General features: G+C 56.2%; 19 protein-coding genes. 13 read left to right on the forward strand and 6 right to left on the reverse strand.

What is annotated here, in order from left to right; genetic code table 11:
* Positions 1-7: 7 nt before the first annotated feature.
* Positions 8-1,267, forward strand: coding sequence for an NnrS family protein (locus W02_RS17860; RefSeq protein ID WP_173050175.1), 1,260 nt, complete (start codon positions 8-10; stop codon positions 1,265-1,267).
* A gap of 90 nt (positions 1,268-1,357) precedes the next feature.
* Here W02_RS17860 and W02_RS17865 read toward each other — a convergent pair whose 3' ends face one another.
* From W02_RS17865 to W02_RS17880, 4 genes are all read right to left on the reverse strand, one after another.
* Positions 1,358-2,170 (reverse strand): hypothetical protein, encoded by an 813-nt coding sequence (locus W02_RS17865; protein ID WP_173050177.1) that lies wholly within the window; start codon positions 2,168-2,170, stop codon positions 1,358-1,360.
* Between the two features lie 213 nt (positions 2,171-2,383).
* Positions 2,384-3,364, reverse strand: coding sequence for an endonuclease/exonuclease/phosphatase family protein (locus tag W02_RS17870; protein WP_173050179.1), 981 nt, complete (start codon positions 3,362-3,364; stop codon positions 2,384-2,386).
* Positions 3,365-3,376: 12 nt separating this feature from the next.
* Entirely contained in the window at positions 3,377-3,964 is a 588-nt protein-coding gene (locus tag W02_RS17875) for an MOSC domain-containing protein (protein ID WP_197742059.1), read from the reverse strand.
* Positions 3,965-3,987: 23 nt separating this feature from the next.
* Entirely contained in the window at positions 3,988-4,878 is an 891-nt protein-coding gene (locus tag W02_RS17880; RefSeq protein ID WP_197742060.1) for an alpha/beta fold hydrolase, read from the reverse strand.
* Between the two features lie 135 nt (positions 4,879-5,013).
* On the opposite strand from W02_RS17880, the gene W02_RS17885 reads away from it, so the two are divergent.
* A complete protein-coding gene (locus W02_RS17885; RefSeq protein WP_173050183.1) occupies positions 5,014-5,628 on the forward strand; it encodes an ABATE domain-containing protein in 615 nt (204 codons plus the stop codon).
* Between the two features lie 397 nt (positions 5,629-6,025).
* Here the strand turns inward: W02_RS17885 and W02_RS17890 are convergent, their stop codons facing one another.
* Both W02_RS17890 and W02_RS17895 read right to left on the reverse strand, forming a co-directional pair.
* Positions 6,026-6,415 carry a hypothetical protein gene (locus tag W02_RS17890; protein WP_173050185.1) on the reverse strand — a complete coding sequence of 130 codons (390 nt, stop codon included), beginning with the start codon at positions 6,413-6,415 and terminating at the stop codon, positions 6,026-6,028.
* A gap of 102 nt (positions 6,416-6,517) precedes the next feature.
* Complete coding sequence (locus tag W02_RS17895; RefSeq protein WP_173050187.1) at positions 6,518-6,844, reverse strand: cysteine rich repeat-containing protein; 327 nt, start codon at positions 6,842-6,844, stop codon at positions 6,518-6,520.
* Between the two features lie 191 nt (positions 6,845-7,035).
* On the opposite strand from W02_RS17895, the gene W02_RS17900 reads away from it, so the two are divergent.
* The 11 genes from W02_RS17900 to W02_RS17950 all read left to right on the forward strand — a co-directional run bounded on the left by W02_RS17900 (position 7,036) and on the right by W02_RS17950 (position 16,700).
* A complete protein-coding gene (locus W02_RS17900) occupies positions 7,036-7,434 on the forward strand; it encodes a DUF4168 domain-containing protein (RefSeq protein ID WP_173050189.1) in 399 nt (132 codons plus the stop codon).
* Between the two features lie 46 nt (positions 7,435-7,480).
* Positions 7,481-7,783, forward strand: a complete 303-nt coding sequence (locus W02_RS17905; protein ID WP_173050191.1) for a hypothetical protein — start codon at positions 7,481-7,483, stop codon at positions 7,781-7,783.
* 169 nt (positions 7,784-7,952) lie between these two features.
* Positions 7,953-8,756 (forward strand): mechanosensitive ion channel family protein, encoded by an 804-nt coding sequence (locus W02_RS17910; RefSeq protein WP_173050193.1) that lies wholly within the window; start codon positions 7,953-7,955, stop codon positions 8,754-8,756.
* Between the two features lie 91 nt (positions 8,757-8,847).
* Complete coding sequence (locus W02_RS17915; protein WP_173050196.1) at positions 8,848-10,140, forward strand: MFS transporter; 1,293 nt, start codon at positions 8,848-8,850, stop codon at positions 10,138-10,140.
* A gap of 84 nt (positions 10,141-10,224) precedes the next feature.
* A complete protein-coding gene (locus tag W02_RS17920) occupies positions 10,225-10,374 on the forward strand; it encodes a hypothetical protein (RefSeq protein WP_173050198.1) in 150 nt (49 codons plus the stop codon).
* A 1,024-nt stretch (positions 10,375-11,398) separates the two neighbouring features.
* The gene (locus tag W02_RS17925) at positions 11,399-12,133 is read left to right on the forward strand and encodes an SIMPL domain-containing protein (RefSeq protein ID WP_173050200.1); all 735 of its coding nucleotides are present in this window, start codon (positions 11,399-11,401) and stop codon (positions 12,131-12,133) included.
* Between the two features lie 189 nt (positions 12,134-12,322).
* Positions 12,323-13,591: a DUF445 domain-containing protein gene (locus W02_RS17930; protein WP_173050203.1), complete on the forward strand. Its 1,269-nt coding sequence runs from the start codon at positions 12,323-12,325 to the stop codon at positions 13,589-13,591.
* A 324-nt stretch (positions 13,592-13,915) separates the two neighbouring features.
* Complete coding sequence (locus W02_RS17935) at positions 13,916-14,266, forward strand: hypothetical protein (protein ID WP_173050205.1); 351 nt, start codon at positions 13,916-13,918, stop codon at positions 14,264-14,266.
* Between the two features lie 113 nt (positions 14,267-14,379).
* Positions 14,380-15,351, forward strand: coding sequence for an aldo/keto reductase (locus tag W02_RS17940; protein WP_173050207.1), 972 nt, complete (start codon positions 14,380-14,382; stop codon positions 15,349-15,351).
* Positions 15,352-15,452: 101 nt separating this feature from the next.
* Positions 15,453-15,797, forward strand: a complete 345-nt coding sequence (locus tag W02_RS17945; RefSeq protein ID WP_173050209.1) for a hypothetical protein — start codon at positions 15,453-15,455, stop codon at positions 15,795-15,797.
* Positions 15,798-16,250: 453 nt separating this feature from the next.
* Entirely contained in the window at positions 16,251-16,700 is a 450-nt protein-coding gene (locus W02_RS17950) for a hypothetical protein (protein ID WP_173050211.1), read from the forward strand.
* Positions 16,701-17,200 lie beyond the last annotated feature (500 nt).

The raw sequence follows: 17,200 nt of genomic DNA on the forward strand, positions 1-17,200 counted from the left end.
TATCCGAATGTCTCACCAAGAGACTGACATCAGGGTGAGCGGTATCCCTGCTCCTGCCAGTATTGGAACGGATGGCGAGCCGATGGTCCCCCGTTACGATGGACCGGCAATTCTGTCGTACGGCTTTCGCCCGTTTTTTCTTTCTGCGGCGCTCTTTGCCGGCGTGGCGATCCCAATCTGGGTCGTGTTGTTTACGAGCGGAGTAACGCTCGAATTGTTGTATGGCTCGCGTGAATGGCATGTCCACGAAATGCTTTTCGGGTTTCTCCCGGCGGTCATTGCCGGCTTCCTGCTGACGGCTGTGCCCAACTGGACTGGCCGCGCGCCGCTTCGGGGAGTGCCGCTGTTGTTGCTGTGGCTGTTATGGCTGGCGGGGCGTATTTGCCTTGCACTCTCCGGTATGGCGCCCCTCGTGGCCGCCTGTATCGACTCGGCCTTTTTGATCGTGCTGGCCTCGCTGGTGTGGCGAGAACTCGCGGTTTCAGGAAGCTGGGGGCAAGCGCCGATCGGCATGCTGATCACCTTGTATGCCATCACCAATGTTCAATTTCATGTGGGTGCCATGCGCGGAGCACCTACCGAATTTTCCGAGCGCATCGCAGTGTCGCTCGTCATGCTGTTGCTGACGCTCATTGGGGGACGCATTACACCGAACTTTACGCGCGAGTTCATGATTCAAACCGAAGGCGCTCGGCTTCCCCCTGAATTTTCGTGGTTCGACGGGTTGGCGATCCTATTCGTACTTGTCGCCTCGTTCACCTGGATCATGAGCCCTGACAGCGCGGTGAGCGGATGGCTATTCATCATGGCCGGAGTGACGAATCTTGCCCGACTTTGGCGATGGCGGGGTTGGATGGTTCGATCAGAGCCGTTGGTGATGATCCTGCATGCAGGATATGGGTGGCTGGTGCTCTCGCTGCTCGCGTTGGGGGCTGCGCTATTGGGTGCAGGTCTTTCGCAAGTCAATGCGGTGCATGCGCTCACCGCGGGGGCCGTCGGGACCATGACGCTGGCGGTGATGACTCGGGCGAGTTTGGGCCATACGGGACGTCCCAAGCGGGCGGGCGGTCCGACAATCGTGATCTACGTTCTCGTGAGCATCGGCGCCCTGTTGCGCGTGCTTGCTCCAGATGGTGATGGTTCCGCGCCGTTCACGCACCTGATGTTGGCCCTCTCAGCATTCGCCTGGAGCGGCGCGTATGCGGTGTTTTCAGCGGTGTACGGACCATGGCTCGTCAAGCCTGGTGTGGATGAACTGAACGCGTGAGCTGTGGCATCGCTCAGCGAGACGATGCCGTCGGACGGCGCAGGCCATTGCATTGGCCTTTTTGATGGGTTGGTGTGTCGCGCAGTGTCTTCAACGGGGTGCCGGCGGGCCAGGCGCTTTATTTTTCTTCTGGCCGCGCAACGTTTCAACGTCCCTTTTGAGTTGGAGCAATTGACCCTCCTGGTCGCGTACTTGTCGCGTGAGCGATTCGATTTGAGACCGCAGCTGTCGAATTTGCTCACCAGGGTCGCTGGGACCAAGATTGCCGCCATCCTGTGACGATGCAGACAGTGGCAGAAGGTCCGCTTCGGGTGTCGCTGCATTTTCGGTTGCAGCCGGCATGAGATCCTTGACCAATTCCTGAATGTCCTGATTGTTGAGCATGACCTCGCTGGCGGGCTCGTCGCCATGTCCCGCCCAATTCTGCTTGTTCTCTATGACGACCTCGGGAGGATCGAACGTCAACCGGCCGCTGATTTGCCGGACGGGGCGCAAGGGATTCTTGCGCACGAGCTCGATGTCGGCGGCAAATGGGTCGAGTCTCTCGCGTGAGTTGGCTAGTATGATGTGCAGCCGCCTATCTTTGACATAGAGTGCGCCGGAGGTCACGGCCAGTTTGGTGTCCGACGGTATGAGTAATGCGAAGGAGACACGTTCCGCCGGCGTGGCTTGAGTAAATGCCGTACGGAGCACCGGTGCCAATATCGAAACCTCGTCCTCTGAGAAAATCGGTTCAACATCGCGCCGCTGATGGAGAATCCCGGTCTCGCGTTCCAGTAGGAGGCGTGTCAGTATGGCGGTCATCTCCGGCTCGGTCCATTCAAAGGGATGGTTGTACGCCGACAATGCGGCAGACTCAGATGGCCGGCTGCGATCCAACTGGACGAACCAAGTTGATTCCATGCGAATCTGGCGCGTCGAAGACACCGGCGATTGCCCGGTGCATGCGGTGACAAGGAGCAGGCAGGCGCATAGGACGGCTTGATATGAACAATTGGTAGTCCTGATGACCATCATGGAGATTGGTTATATATACCTGGAGCCGGTCGGCCAGACAATGTCTGGAGTCGAAGATCTGTTGCAGCAGCACCTACCACTACCGTGCCGGTCCTGTCCTCATTGTGGCGGTTCTGAGCCACCTTCCGGCTGAATAACATCAATCTCAGCCAGGACGCCATAATGATCTGACGGCCAGAGTGCGGCACCGTCAGGCAGATGGCCCGGATGGTTGAGCACGACTCGGCTAGAACGGACAGCGGCCGTCGTTCTTCCGCCCGGCAGAATGAAGATAAAGTCCACCCTTCTGGATGCTGTCGGCTGTTCGGAGTCGATCCGTTGCCAGACCGTCGGTCCCGGCTCATCGGGATTGGCCATGCGATAGGTGTCGATGAAGCCCGCCTCGTTTCGAAGCGCCGTCAAGACCACCGAGGTTTCCGGTGTATTGAAGTCACCCATGAGGAGCGAGAGGCCGCTGTCCCCCCGCTCGCGCACGATCTTGCCAACCTGCTCCATTTGACACTCGTCTCCACGCGCCGTATGCGTTGAAAAGATTTGTAGGGGGCCCCACTCGGTCGCAACTTTCGCTCGCAGCAGCATACGCGGTTCGATCCAACGCTGACAGCGCGTGAGATCAATCGCCTCTGATGCTGTGATGGGATACCGGCTCAGGATGGCCGGGCCCTCCCTAAAGCCCATGATGCCGACCACGGCTTGGTCCAGCGGCCACAGGCGGAAGACGTGCTCGGTTGCAGCCGCGAAGACAACGTGAAATCCCAGCGCGTGCGCCAGACGCTCCGGCACATTGCCGTGTCGCCGGCTGTCGGAAGCTTCTTGGACGGCGATGATGTCCGCGTCCAGTACCTTCAGTTCACGGATCACCATCTCCAACCGTTCTTCGAGGTTCGTCTCTCCCTTGAAAAATCCCGAGGCGGCTCCATCGTGCAGAAGATTGTATGTCACGACGCGAAGAGGGCGGACAGGCTGCTCGGCATCGACCGGTGTTCGGGCCAGTATGGTGCTTAGGATGATCGACAGGATACTAAGGAGACACGGCACGATACGATCTCGCATCGTGCCATGGATGTGGGTGCTCGTCATGAGTGCTGTCAGTCATGGCCCGTCTTGAAAATAGCGGCGATACCCTTCCGCAACCGACACGCCGGCTTCATCGCGGGAGATCAGTTCCCACACGTCGCCGGCGCCAACCGTGCCTTCCTGCAAGACGGCCAGGTAGAAGCCGCATCGCCGGCTCGCGTGAAAGCGCTTGGGCATGTCAGGACGGTCGAACCGAATTCCTAATTTGTAGCACGGCACGCGCGGCTGCGTCACTTCGACTACGGCATGGCCGATTCGAAATCGGTCTCCGATCCGCACCGACCGCTCGTCGAGTCCCTCAGTCGTGAGATTCTCACCGAACATTCCATACGTCATCGGCCGGTCAGGAAATTCTTGTCGCCAGAACGCATAGTGTTCGGACGGATAGACATAGATCGCCTTGTCCCGCCCGCCATGCACCGTCCGGTCGGCCTGCTCATCGCCCTCGAGGTTGAACCGGCGCGCCATGATGCGTCCGGATACCGGCATTTTGTAGATGCCTGTGGACGCAGTCTTTCCATGCCAACGCACTGTCCGCGGTCGTCCCACTTGGACGGAGATGATTTTCATGACGCGGTCTTGCGACAACGTCTGTGTTTGCATCTGGGTTGCTTCGCACGCCGGTGTCATGCCGGCACCCTACCGGGCCCGAATGCAGCCAAGAAATCGATGATCTTGACGCCGATCTCCGCGCTGTGCGTTTCAAGAGCAAAATGCCCGGTGTCGAGGAGTTCGACCTTGGCATTTGGATTGTCGCGCGTGAAGGCCATTGCACCCGCTGGAAGGAAAAACGGATCGTGCTTGCCCCACAAAGCCAGCGTGGGTGGCCGATGAGTGCGGAAGTATGTCTGAAACTCAGGATACATCTTGACGTTGCTCGCGTAGTCGAGAAAGAGATCGAGTTGAATGTCTTCGTTGCCCGGCCGGGTCAATAAGGCGACATCGAGCGTGTAGGATTCCGGTGCCACCCGGGATTCGTCCGTCCCATGCGTGTACTGCCACATGGTGGATTCCCGTGACAGGAAGGCCGTGAGCGCCTTCCTGTTTTCAATGGATGGATTCGTCCAGTACCGTTGAATGGGATTCCATCCGTCGCTGAGACCTTCTTCATACGCGTTGCCATTTTGAGACACGATTGCGGTGATGCGTTCCGGGTGGCGCAAGGCCAATCTCAAGCCAACCGGCGCACCATAATCGAAAATGTACATGGCAAAGCGGGTAAGACCCAGTGCTTCTGTAAACCGTTCGATGACGTCAGCCAAACGGTTGAAGGTATAGCCGAACGTTTCCCGGTTCGGCGCGTCGGAGAAGCCGAAACCTGGCAGGTCTGGTGCGATCACATGCATATGCCGCGAAAGGAGGGGAATGAGATTGCGGAACATGTGCGACGACGTGGGAAACCCATGCAGAAGCAACAGGGTCGGTGCCGCCGGATCGCCTGATTCCCGATAGAAGATCTTGAGCCCGTCGATATCCTGAGTGTGGTAATGCGGTTCAGTATTTTGGTTAGGCGCCATGGGTCCTCCTTGTATTGCCGGCTGCAAAGGTATAACCATCAAATATTCATATTGACGGTTATACGCGTTTAAGGCTAACCTGTCAAGAGTGCTTTCGAAGGTGAGGTCATCGTTTGAAGATGAAAGTGTATCCCCATGATTGAAACGTCGTCGCGAGTCCCATTTCTATTCGTCGGCAACCATCGTTGCCTGGACTTCATCAACACGGCCATTGTGTTGAATGGACTGCCTCTCGACTTGTTGGGCAGTTTTGACGACCTCGTGGCCTGGCTTGTCCAATCGGAGGCCATACCCGCAGAGGTTGCCAAGAACGTGGAGCGGCGATGGCACGGTCCTGCGAAGGCACGCGCCCTCGATCAGGCTAGAGTATTTCGTGAGATGTTACGAGCGATGGTCGAGCGGATTGCCGGAGGCAAAAGTATTCCCCACACCGTGATTGAGGCTGTAAACGAAGCCTTGCGGTATCGGGCGGGTTACCAGCAGGTGCGGCGCCATGGCGACTCATTTGCCTTGGAACGTCACGCGGAAGTCAATGACGCAGATCAATTGCATGCCATGCTTGCCGAGTCGGCGGCTGACCTACTGTGCGAGCAGGATCTCACACTTGTGAAGAAGTGCCAGAATCCCGCTTGCGTGCTGTTCTTTTACGATACGACTAAAAACCATGCGCGTCACTGGTGCAGCATGAATCTCTGTGGAAACCGCAGCAAGGTTGCCGCACACTATCGCCGTCAGAAGCGGTATTCGTGACGACTACGGCGTTCTACCCCACTCTTCTTTAAACCCTCGTTTGTGCAGGACCCTGGTCTGAGGTTCGTGCCCAGGACGTAGTCCCATTCCGATACCGATGGTCCCTGTCACGTTGACCCCATTGCCCGTTCGCATCGACCCCGGTGTCTTCTTAGGTGCGCGTTGCCTTCTAAACGCCGGCTCGGTCAGTCATGTGTAAGGCTGGGTCGGCCGAAAACAGGAAAGTCTCTGCATTGATGCGTGGCGAGATGTGAACCAACGAGAGCGCCTCGTGACCCGGATAGGCGCAGACGTGATCAGCTCTGCGACGGTTCAGCACCGGCCGGGACATTCGCAGTCAATCTGTCCCGGCGATTGCGCTTAAGGAAGGTAATCGGCACTCACGAACAAGACCGGATCAAATACTTGGCGGATCCTCCTTGTCTTCACCGGTGAGCATATTGACCTCCTTCGATTCCATGTCCTGCATTTCGGTCAGAATAGCGAGCAAGGCCTGACGGCGCTGGTGCAAGGCCGTCTTCGGGAGATCCTTTGCCATGGCTTCTTGTGCCGATTCGGGAAGATTCACCATGGCTTCAGCCTCGGCGACAGTGGCGTACTTGTAGGCCTCGACGTACTTATGAGTTTGGCCATACAAACGGCTGAGCAAGGCTTCGGTTTCGTCGTCGAACGCGACCATGGCCGGCTGGACAGGGACGCGGTGATTCAAGGCTTCGAGCTTGCCGATCTGTGCTTTCAACTCATCGCTCCGCATGCGCGGTGAAAAAGAAGCGTTCGTATTGGGCATGGATGACTCCCTTTTGAAGATGGTTCAGCTCGTCATACTGTCCTCGGTATATTCAACACAGCGCACGGTGTTACCACTTGCAGAGCGGGCTCGGTGCGCGCCTTACTTCTTCGAGAGCAGTTGGTTGCAAGTCTGCGACACCTCCGCTTTGTGCTGCTCCAGACATTGGATGATGCGGCCACCGCCGGGTTTGACGTCATGACAGAATTTTTTGACGTCCGGCCCGCAGGCCTCCCTCATCTTGTGCATATGCTCAGGCGACATTTGACCTTGCGTCGGCGTGTTTGGAGCCGGAGTGGGCGGAGGTTCTCCCGAGGCGCCGGCCGGCATGTTGCTCGGATCCGCCGCGTGAGCCGGCGCGGTCTCGAGATATCCGATGACCGCCGTAACCATCAATACCAGCACACACAGGCCCTTGGCTTGTCGCATCGATATCCTCCTTCGTGAGTTGACCCAACGGACGTGGACAGCCTCGCATGAGCGCCAGCATACCTTAGCGGCCATGGTTGCGCAAAAGCCGGTCGAGGGGTTTTGTGTTACAGAGAGGCTGAGAGTATGATGATGAAGCAACGTGGAGCGCCAATCTCGTTATCTCATCCTAAACTGGAGGAATGAAGACGATGAATCTGTGGAAATCCTGCCTGATGACGGCTATCGGGTCACTACTGCTGGCGGGGTCGCTCATGGCGGCCGAGCCGACCGATGTGGAGAGATTCGTCAAAGCACGCATTGAAATAGGCGAAATGATGACAAATTACTTCAAGGGCGGATCGGGAGAAGCACAGATGCCGTCTCCGGATCGCATGAAGGAAATGCGGGACGATATCAATGCCAAGGTTGCCAAGGTTTTAGAACCCTACGGTTTGACCGTCGAGGAGTATCGGGCACGGGGCAAGGAAGTATTTGCCGATGAAGCGGCTGTGAAAGGTTTCCTGGAGGCGCATCCTGATTTGAAGCAGCGGTATGAAGCGCTGCCGTTGGACCGTATGGGTCGCGGCGGCTCTGGCCGAGGCTATTGAGCATCATCGTGATGAAGACTCGAGTTCCACTCGTGGAGACTGAACCGTGCAGATGGTCCTGATGGTGTTTCGCACATCGCTCGAAACGGAAGTGCTGCCTTTGATCGAACACGAACAACTCCCGTACACCAGGCTTGACGGTGCCCAGGGCAAGGGGTTGACCGGCCATGTTCCCGGTTCGAGCATGTGGGGCGGTGCGAATACGGTGGTGCTGCTGGCCGTATCGGACGACAGGCTGGCCAGCTTTCGTGAGCGTATTCTCAAGTACAATGAAGACTGCAAGTCACGCCCCAAGCCGGTTACCGTGCCGTTTCACGTCTTTATCCTCCCCTGCATCCAGTGGTTTTGACGAACCTCGTTTACTTCTACGCAAAAGTCTGACGCGTCCCCGGCGGATTGCTCCTTCCGGGGACGCCATCTATACTTCATGCGCTCGCTTTTCGGTGTGGGCGCCGAATCGACATTCACCGCCACAGAGTTCAGTGATCGCATCATCTGTTTGATGAGGAGGTATCACGATGCCCGCCATGGAATTCATCAAAGACTATGCCATCAGCTATGGTTTTCAGGTTATCGGTGCACTGGTCGTGCTTGTGGTGGGGATCGTCGTCGCCAGATGGGTGGGCAAATTGACGCAGCAATGGCTCGAACGCCAGGATCTGGAGCCGCCGGTTCGCATGCTGCTCGTCAAAGTCATACAGATTGTCGTCGTGGCCTTCGCCGGACTGGCGGCCTTGGGCCAACTGGGAGTGCAGATTGCGCCGCTCTTGGCCGGCGTCGGTGTGGCCGGCCTGGGCGTCGGCCTTGCATTGCAGGGAGTCCTGAGCAATGTGGTCGCGGGACTCTCGATCATTTTTACGAAACCCTATCGTGTGGGAGAACACATTTCGATCCTCGGCGTTCACGGAGATGTGCAGACCATCAGCATCTTTTCGACGGTGCTCCTGCATCCCGATCGATCGCGCGTGGTCATTCCGAACCGGAAGATCGTGGGCGAGATTCTTCATAACTTTGGTACGATCCGGCAGTTACATCTTCAAGTGGGCGTGGCCTACTCGACGAACCTCACGCAGGCTCTGACGTTGGTGCGCGAGATTCTGACCCGGCATCCCTCGGTGCTCAAGGACCCGATGCCGGTGATCGGGGTCTCGCAACTCGGAGATTCGACCGTCACGATTGCCATCGAACCATGGACGTCGATCTCCAATTATGGTGCGGCACAGGGAGAACTGAATCAGGCCGTCATCGAGCGGTTTCGCGAAGCGCACATCGACATGCCTTTCCCGCAACGGGAGGTTCGGCTACTGTCCATTCCTGAATAAAGAATTCCGAGTCTCGCCTCCATGGCTCGCATAGCGGGCCACGGCCGTTTCCGCGTAGCGCATGCTCAGAGTGCCCTGTTACTCTGGGCGTATGGCTACCCAACAAGGTTTTTCAACTGGAATCGCCGCCTGGCGGCGCCTGCTCAAGAACAAGAACGTGGCATGGTTGTGGGTCGGCCAAGCCGTTTCGCAGATCGGGGACGGTCTCTCGAAGGTCGCCTTGCTGTGGTTCGTCTATGATCTGACGGGTTCGGCGCTGAAGATGACGATGATCGGCATTCTTCAGACCGTGCCTCCGCTCCTGTTCGGGCCATTCGTCGGAGTGCTGTTGGACCGGGTGCCCAAGCGTCTCGCGATGATCGTGATCGATTCTGTGCGGGCCGTCTTCTTATTCGTGATCCCGAGTTTATATTGGATGGGAATGCTGACGCTGCCAGGATTGTACGTACTGGTGTTCGTCACGGCGATGTTTTCGACGGCGTTCGGTCCGGCGCTGAAGGCGATGGAGCCGTTGCTGGTTGAATCAGACCAGTTGACGCAAATTAACGCGCTCGATCAGAGCACGATGACGGTGGGGCAACTGCTAGGCCCGGCGATCAGCGGCATGCTCATTGCCATTATCGGTGCGCAGAACGTCCTGTTCGTCAATGCGGGCACTTTCCTCATCTCGGCGCTTTGCAAGATTCCACTGAAAATTGAGGAGCGTTTACGGCGGACTAAGCGAACGTCACCCATGCACGACGCCTGGATCGATTTGAAGGAAGGCATAGGGTTCGTATTTGGCAGGAAACGGCTGATGGTCTTGCTGATGGGCGTCGCTTCCGTGTTTACGCTCGGGACTACGGCATTTATCTACCTGCTGCCGGTATTGGCCAAAGACCATTTCCATTTGAACTCTGTCGAGCTGGGTTGGTTGTGGGCATCTCTGAGCATCGGACTACTGGTCGTGACTGTCTGGATGATCGGCGCCTCCCCGAAAGGTCTCTGCCTCCGCCTCTGGATGATTGCCGCAGCGGCAGCGCTTGGGGGGATTGCGATGTTTGGGCTCACCATAATGAACTCCTTTCCGTTGGCCGCGCTGCTGATCGTCGTGATCGGGGCCAGCTCCGGGGTTGTGAATCCGTTTGTGTCCGCATCGCTTCAGGAACAGACTCCGAAGTATATGATGGCCAGGGTCTTCAGCGTCTTCAACACCGGGACACTCGTGGCCGCCATGGTCGGCATGACCGTCTGTGGTTATCTGGCCGATTCCATGGGGCCTGCCATCAGCCTCGCGGCCACGGCAGCCGTAAATGTCGCGGCAGCCATCGTCACGGTTGCGGTGATTCCGTTCTGCCAGCGCCTGCAGTCCCATGGGGCTCGTGCACGCGTGGTATACGGGTAGGGCGCATCATTTATACGGTCTGAATGTCCGGGATCCCTCAGCCAGCCCGCCTCAATTTGCCAGACTACAAAGGGGGAAGGTATCGTGAAAGACGGGTACCGTTTAATCATCGTGGACCGAGCCGGTGTTCTCGTATCCGAGTTTCAATTGACTGAGCGTGCATTGGCCGATCCTGCGCGCTTCGTCACAGCGATTAAGCAAGCGATCGAAGATGTGGAAAGCGAAGAGATGTGAGAGAGCAAGAAAATCTGCTTATGCCAGTCGGTCTAAAAAATGTGGAAATGGCACTAAAAACGACCTCAAACCCCAGTAAAACCCTTAGGGCTGTGGATATGTGCTGATTGCGTGGCGCTCTGATCGCCTTATTTATAGCTGATTTTTGAGAGTCAAGAGTTTTAACCTGGGAATGTATAAAAATTCAGTTAGGTTCGTTTACCACCACTACATATAGCGGTGATACCCAAACGGTCCCAATGCCTAAAATGTAGGCATTCTGTTGGAATAGCCCTCGATTCGTGGCGGCCAGGGATCACTTTCGTAACTTTTGCACAGGTTTATCCACAGAAGATGGGGACCGAGAGATTCTGTGCCAAGGATGCCAACTCCACGGATATTTTTCATTCAGTGAGGAAGTTCAACTTTGTGACCAAATTTTCCTGTTCTTGAAAAAATATTTTGACAAATTTCCCCAGCTCAGTACAATGGGCCAACTTTTTTCGAGTTCGGTCCTCGTTCTTTTCCATTCCGTCCTCTTTCCATTTTTCTCGAGTAGGTTTACGTCTTCGCAGAGACCGGCAGGGAGGCGGCTGCTTCAGCCGCTTATTCAATGTCTGAATCATCGACGACGGTTAGACCGACTTGCGTTCTGGGGACGCCACCTTGCCCGACTTGCAAGGACACAGGTATGGAGTCCAACGGCGGATTCCTGACCTGCGCCTCCTGTGGTCTGGCCATTACACGCCAGGCGCTCCTCCAAGATTTGGTCGGATCGACCACTGTCGAACGCGTCTAGAGAACGCCTATAGAAGAGGCGTGGCTACGCAAACGAGGCCAGCCATTTCTGGCGATGTCTCGATTCCGTTTTTCGAAACCATCCGCGCTCACATTCCATCCCATTGTGAATACCACTCATTATTAATAATTCCACCACGTGCATCTTCGGCTCATGGTGCCTTGACTCTGTACGAGGGACAGCCTAGCTTATCCGCCGTGCGACCAGTCTCGTTCCATATTCAGGTCTTCTATAAATGAACAGGGGATGATTATGACGTGGATGGTCCTACTTGCGGCATTCCTCCTTGTCCCACTGCCAGCACGAGGCGCGGACGGAATAAAACACGAGATTCCCACGTTGGCCGTTTCTTCGACGGGAACGATCTCGGTCTCACCCGACACCGCGTTTGTAACCTTTGGAACGGAAACTGCGGGTAAGTCGCTGGCCGACGCCCAGCGCCAGAATTCGGCCATCATGCTCAAGGTGCTCTCACGACTCTTGGACCTGAAAATTGATAAGGAACGCATCCAGACCTCCTCCTTCACGGTCAATCCACAATATCGACAGCCACCCAAGCGTCCCTCCGATGCTCCGCCGGCTCCGCCTGAGATTATGGGGTATACGGTCGGTAACACGATGGTGGTCGAGGTCCGCGATCTCCAACTCGTTGCCACGGTGATTGAGGAATCGTTGGCTGCCGGTGCAAACCACTTTCAGGGTATTCAATGGGGACTTCGGGATGAGCAGCCATCGCGCATCGCCGCGCTGAAGCTGGCGGCGACAAAAGCCCGCGAAAAAGCCGCATCGCTGGGTGAGGCGCTGAACGTCAAGCTGGTCAAGGTGTTTCATGCCACAGAGGGCGTTCACGTGGTCCGCCCTGCGGCGTACATGGGGCGCGCCATGATGGCCATGGACGGCGGAGGGAGCGAGGTGCCCGTTTCTCCCGGGGAAATGAAAGTCGAGGCCACAGTCACGTTGGAATACGAAATCGCTCAATAGCAGAAGGGCTGGTTCACACCGTTTGTAGGCCAGTTCCACGTCTCTTCAGTGCTTGCCACATAACTCCCCGCTGCGCCGATATAATCCACTGTGTTAGCTTCCTGGGAGCTGCGAACGTCTTCGTAGCGGCGCGCCAATACGCGCGGTAAATCCGCCGTGTACCGTAATGAACCTCTTGAGGGGTGTCCTATGCGCGAGGAAGCAACAGCGGAACCGGATGGCATACCGGATGCCTATCGCCGCACGCGAATAGCAGCCACCGGGCTTTTCTTCCTCATGGCCGGGCTGTTTGTCACTACGCTTCTATGGCAAGAGAGCTATCCCGCCCTATCCTGGCTACGGGCCTTTGCCGAAGCGGCGATGGTCGGAGCTCTGGCCGATTGGTATGCAGTGACGGCGCTGTTCAGGCAACCGCTTGGCCTGCCGATTCCCCATACGGAAATCATCCCCCGCAATAAGAACCGCATAGCTCTCAGCATCGGCAGCCTGACTCAACGGAAGCTGGTGACACCCGACGCGATCGGCCGGTTGATTGAATCCTGGCACGTCCCTCAAGAGGTCATGGCCATGTTGATCGATCCCGGCCGCCGGCGAGTGCTCACTCAGGAATGGGCGGGCCTCCTGGCTCGGTTGCTCGAAGCGTCCGAAGATGCCGCCATGCAGCGGTTCTTCCGGCATCTCGCCACGCAGGCGATTCGTCATTCGACCATCGCACCGCTGCTGGGCCGCATGCTGTCGAGTTTTCTGCAGAGCCCGCGTCGTGACCGGCTGGTGGACGATGCATGTGGCGCCGTCACAGAGTATGTCGAAACGCATCGCGATCAATTGGTACGGCTCATCGCTGATAAGTTGCCCTGGTCTCGAATGCTCAGTCTCATCAATCTCGACGAGAAGGTGGCCAACAAGTTCGTCGATTGGTTCGGCAATGTCCTGTACGACATGCAGGCCGACCATGAAGACCCAGTACGCCTGCAGCTGATCGAGCGTCTCGAGATGGGAGCCCAATGGCTCATGCAGTCCGAACAGGCATTGCGCCGCGAGGCGGACGTGAAAGAAAAGATACTCACCTATGAAGCGCTCCTCGACCTGGTCGACGAATCCTGGCATAACCTGAAGCGCTGGCTGCTGATGGATTTGAAGGCTGAGCATTCGGAAGTGCGGGACTATCTCGATGAAGTGCTGAGCGGGCTTGGCAAGATGGTCCAGGACGATCAGGCATTACTGTCCATGCTCCAGCGAGGACTTCAGGACTTGGTCGTGGAGTTGGCGAGCCGACACCGGGACAAAATCGGTGAACTTGTGACCACGACGGTCAGCGACTGGACGGTTGCGCATATGGTCGCAACTATCGAGCGAGAGGTCGGGAAGGACCTTCAATTCATTAGAATCAACGGCACCATCGTCGGAGGGATCGTGGGCCTGCTGCTGCATGCCATTGCGGTCGTCATGGGCAAGTAGCCTCATACCGATGCATTGAGAAAACGCTCGCGGGGTTTTTCACACAACTTCGATGGGTAAATGAAACACCTTGTGATCCACTGGGGTAGACTATCCCAGATACCTTGGAAAATATCCTGGCGCAGTTCTTGATATCTCTGACCATCGGCCTATATAGTTCCTTATAGCTATGTTGGAACGATGGTCATGAGAAGCCTGGCTGCCTTATTTTCAATCGGTCTAAGTCTAATTGGTTCGCTCCTCTCAATTTCTATCAACCCCGCTTCGACATTCGCTGCCGAATTGATAACAACTCCTGCAGGCCAAACATTACCGGTGGGGCCTATGCCCGAACATGAAGCTATGAAACCTGATCAACCCCTGGATCTCGGATCGGCCCAGACCTTTGAACATGAAGACGTGACGACTGACAGCACAACCGTGTGGTCGATGCCCAGCGTGAGTTCACCCTCAACGCTGTATCGCGAGGTCCCATCGATCAACGGTGAATATTCGGTGGGCGGGCAGACATTTCTTCCGTATCTCGGAGCAGGCTTCAACAGTGGCTATTCCTCCCAGTTGGACCGTTCCCTCAATAGCGGCCTTTCCCCGACAGCCGTCCCAGGTGTCGGCAATAATCTCGGGCAATCGCTCTCTCCCAACGAATTCCAAATGGGAGTTCGCATCCCGTTCTAAAAGCTCACTCGCTCCTGGTGCTCCTCGATGCGGGACTACCCCGCCGTCTGTCGCAACTTGCCTCGCTATGATAGGCTCCGCGGAAGACGTGTCATCATCCTTTGCCGACAACCATGAAATATATTCATCTTGGTCGTTCGGGCGTGAAAGTCAGCCGGTTGTGCCTCGGGACCATGAATTTCGGACCTGAGACCGGCGAGGCAGACAGCTTCGCCATCATGGATCGGGCGCTGGAGCGTGGCATCAATTTTTATGACACCGCCAATGTCTACGGATGGAAAGTCGGCGAGGGCGTGACCGAACAGATAGTCGGTCGGTGGTTTGCGCAGGGCGGGGGGCGTCGTGACAAGGTCGTGCTGGCGACGAAAGTGTTCGGCCGGATGGGGGAATGGCCGAATCAATCGCGTCTCTCGGCTCTCCATATTCGCCGGGCCTGTGAGGACAGCCTTCGGCGTCTGAAAACGGAGTATATCGATCTCTATCAAATGCATCACGTGGATCGTGAAACGCCTTGGGAAGAAGTCTGGCAGGCGATGGAACAACTGGTCCGCGAAGGCAAGATTCTCTATGCCGGTAGCAGCAATTTCGCAGGTTGGCATCTGGCTCAAGCCCAGGAGCTGGCCAAGAACCGTCATTTCATGGGCCTTGTCTCCGAGCAAAGCCTCTACAATTTGAACGAGCGGATGATCGAGTTGGAAGTGATTCCCGCATGCCAGGCATACGGCATTGGTCTCATTCCCTGGAGTCCGTTAGCCCGAGGTCTCCTGGCGGGCGCGCTGAAGCCGGTCACGACAGGGAGGCGGGCGGACGAGGATGTCAAAAAGGATATCGAAAAATTCCGTCCGAAGCTCGAAGCCTATGAAGCGCTCTGTCAAACGTTGGGTGAACGGCCGGCGGACGTGGCGCTTGCCTGGCTGTTGCATCAACCTTCCGTGACGTCCCCGATCATCGGCCCGCGCACCATGGACCAACTCAATGGCACGATGCGCGTGCTCGATCTCAGCTTGAGCCGCGAGACGTTGAAACGCTTGGACGAAATTTTCCCCGGGCCAGGCGGACAGGCTCCTGAAGCCTATGCATGGTAGCGTCTCTGTTTGATGATCGGAACGTGACTTTGCCGTTGCCTCATGTCCAAGGGGAGAAAAAAGGCGTTAAAGTTGCACTAAATGCGATTCAAGAGTAGTCTGTGCCCATGTTTCGTCCAGGCTCCATCCGGATTGTATGGTATGGGGTCCTCCTAGGCCAGTTGTTCGCTTCCGTACCTGCGCTTGCCCAAGTCAACTTCGAGGAGAAGTTTCGTCGCGACTACAACGTGTTTCAAGACACGAAACAATACCGTCCCGCAATGCCGCCCAATCCACTCGATGCCCTCGACGCCAAGAATCCGAACAACATCGTCAGTCCACTGGACTCCATCGCTCCGTCCAATGCGGCCGATGCCTATAAGCCCGATCCCAACCTGCGTATGAACAATCCTCTGAATCCGAAAGCGCCACGCACCGGCCAGCAATCCCCCGGGCGCACGCCGTAACGTTTTGCCCCAGAATCATGCATCGACGGCGCCGTGCGATATGCCGGCTATGGCGATTTTTCGCGTGAACGGAAGGAGTTGGCCAGGAAAACTATGTGTATGGCCTGCGAGGTGAGTCATAGCGGCCCAAGTACATGAAATAAGGGAGTTTTCGTTTAGACAGCGAATGTTGGCCGTGGGCCGAGCCGCCCGCCTTCCATCACGACGACAAGATTTAGATTCCGACATGAAGCGGGGTGCTGGCAAGAAGCTGCAGAGAGGTCATCGATGATCATTCTGTTTTGAATCGATAGCAATCCACTCTGTATGTTTTTTCCCTGCGATTCGGACGCCTGATACATATTTTTACACCGGAAAGAATTTCCCATTCGGAAAATCAAAAACTTAAAGGTCCAATTTCCTCAGGAGATTCGGCACGATCATTGCTGTTGTAATTGTTAGCCAGGAGCGTTCATGGAACAGACCGCAATGCAAGATAGTCATGGAAGCCGATGGGGATCATTTTTGACCAAATACGTGTCGATTGAGGAAATCGGGACCGAGCACGGGGGAGGAGCTGGTGGAGAAATCCATACCGCCAGGACCCTCATCAAGAATTGGTGTGCAACTGAGCTCCAGTGGGTCAGCGATCAGACGACCAATGCCCCGAAATTATGGAGGCAAGTCATCCGGCATGTCCGAGGCTACTTGGGTGTGTTGTGGGTAATGGGAGCCCTTCGAGGAGAACGGTCGAAAGAAGCATTCTGCGTGCAATGCGATGAGAGCGTCATGACCGACGCCGACATCCGGGAAGGGCGGATCGTGTGCCAGGTCGGAATCGCGCCACAGAAGCCGTCGGAGTTTGTCTTTTATCGAATCCGCATTCGAATGCAACCGCTCCAAAAATCCCGCGCTGCAGCCTGATCTCTTTACTATAGATCTTTATCCTATCCGTTGCTCTGAATGAGCAGGCGAGTGCATTCGCCATTCCAGAACAGCTGATGACGTGATCACTCAGGCGATCTGCGTCCAATCCAGGGCAATGACCGGTCAGATTGGGTAGTTCGAAATACTGGCCTGGCACAATCTATTTGATGTTCCGGCAGTCAAGCCTCTTCTCTCCTTGATAGATCTAGCAGTCTCCGCGAACTTCCAGCGCATGGTTGCAGTGTTTTAGTTGGCTCCTCACGCAGTTAGGTGCGCCACTTCATTGCGTATGGGCGGGCCAAAAAGTTTGCGCCAATTTGAGGCGCGCCTGATTGATTCATCTGTGTCCAAATGGTTGCTTTAATAGGCGAATACAACCATATCTGGCGCATAAAAATGCTTGCGCGGAGGGGAGGCTTCATGTAGAAGAAGTGAAAATTCGTAATGCTAAATAGTTCTTCTCATCGAGTAACGAAAATTTTAGGAGGACATATGAG

It is taken from the genome of Nitrospira sp. KM1 (genome assembly GCF_011405515.1).
Lineage (GTDB): Bacteria > Nitrospirota > Nitrospiria > Nitrospirales > Nitrospiraceae > Nitrospira_C.